Origin of the sequence: Halorubrum sp. CBA1125 (assembly GCF_009742825.1) — an archaeon.
Classification (GTDB): domain Archaea; phylum Halobacteriota; class Halobacteria; order Halobacteriales; family Haloferacaceae; genus Halorubrum.
The window spans coordinates 1-1422 of the sequence record NZ_WPCE01000354.1; the positions used below are offsets into that span (position 1 = coordinate 1).

The 1422-nt window shown below is 71.2% G+C and carries 1 protein-coding gene and 1 pseudogene; one reads left to right on the forward strand and one right to left on the reverse strand.

From position 1 onward, the window contains the following. Positions 1–446 (reverse strand): hypothetical protein (locus GJ633_RS16620; protein ID WP_321169139.1); only part of this gene is annotated, 446 nt, incomplete at its 3' end. 201 nt (positions 447–647) lie between these two features. On the opposite strand from GJ633_RS16620, the pseudogene GJ633_RS16625 reads away from it, so the two are divergent. Beyond that, a pseudogene (locus GJ633_RS16625) lies at positions 648–1422 on the forward strand (glucan 1,4-alpha-glucosidase); the annotation flags it as partial.

A 1422-nucleotide genomic window follows, 5' to 3' on the forward strand; every position in this document is an offset into this window, starting at 1 on the left:
GCGAGCGCCTTGGCGACGGCGACCGCCCGCACCGACTGCGGCTCCCAGACGCCCTGATCCGGCGGTTCTCCGGGCGAGACGATCGTCGGTACCGGCGGAGCGGGGTCGTCCGTAGCTTCCGCGTCGCCGCCGGCGAGCACCTTGTGTACCGTCCCGTGACAGTCCTTCCCCGCGCAGAACGCCCGCTCGCGTTCGGGGTCGACGAGCCGCTCGTAGTCGTCTCGCTCGCGGAGCCGAGCGAGGTTCCGGCGGTACGCGGCCGGCGACCGTCGGATCGGGAGCCGGCGCAGCGTCGCGTCCGGTGCATCCACGAGGTCGGGATAGCGGAACCCGAGCCCGATCCGGGCGCGGGCCTCCGACGGGACGGCCATGTCGTCGTCGCGCCGGGCGTAGTAGAGCTGGCGCGGGCAGTACGCCGCCCGCGCGAGTTCGCTGAAGGGGATCACGAGGCGTCTGGACGCGCTCCGAGTGATAAACGTACGGACTCGAGGCGGTTTCTCTTTCCCGTTCTCCTTTTTCGCTCTTCCCCTCCTCTCCGTTCCGCTTCGTCGTCGCTCCCTATCCCGGAGCACGCCGGATCCCGACGAAAATCTGCGAACGACAATTACACCAAACGTTCATATCCGGTGAGCGCGTCCTCCGGGGCAATGAGACTTCGCGACGTCCTCGACGACTACAAGCGCCACGCCGGCGACGCGGTTCGGTTTCCCGGCGAACGGCGGACCGTCGACGGTCGGTTCACCGGCGGCGACGGTCGTCTCCTCCACGTCGACGCGGACGGTGTGCTCCGCGACTTCGGCTACCCGCTGACCGGCCTGACCGGCCTCGTCGCCGCTCGGATCGGGATCGACGTCGACGGCGACCGAACGTGGCTCGACGAGGCGGCGACCACGCAGCGGTACGTCGACGACACGACGCTGGTCGAGACCGTCCACGAGGCCGACGGCGCCACCGTGACGCGCCAAGACCTCGCCGTCGGCGACGCGCACCTCACGCGGGCGTCGGTCGACCTCGGCGACGACGCTTCGGCGGAGCTCGACGACGTCTCGCTGGTCGTGTACGCGCGGTTCGCCCCGGACGGCCGGGACGATCGGATCGGCCAGCTCCGGTACGACGACGCCGTCGAGGTGTATCACGCCGACGAGCACGACTTCCTCGCGAGCGCGACCGGATTCTCGGACCTCCGCGGGCAACTCCCGGCGACGTTCCCCGAGATCCTCGACGACGCGCCGACCGACCTCCCCCGCGGCCGCGACCGGGATCGCTACGAGGAGGAGCGGCTCTCGGGCGAGGTCGTCGTCTTGGTTCCCCTCGCCGACGGGGTCGCGACCGTCGGGACGCTCCTGACCGACCGCGCGGAGACCTCCCGCGCGGCCGCCCGCGACCGCCTCGCGACGCTGTTCGCCGACCTCGACGACCCGG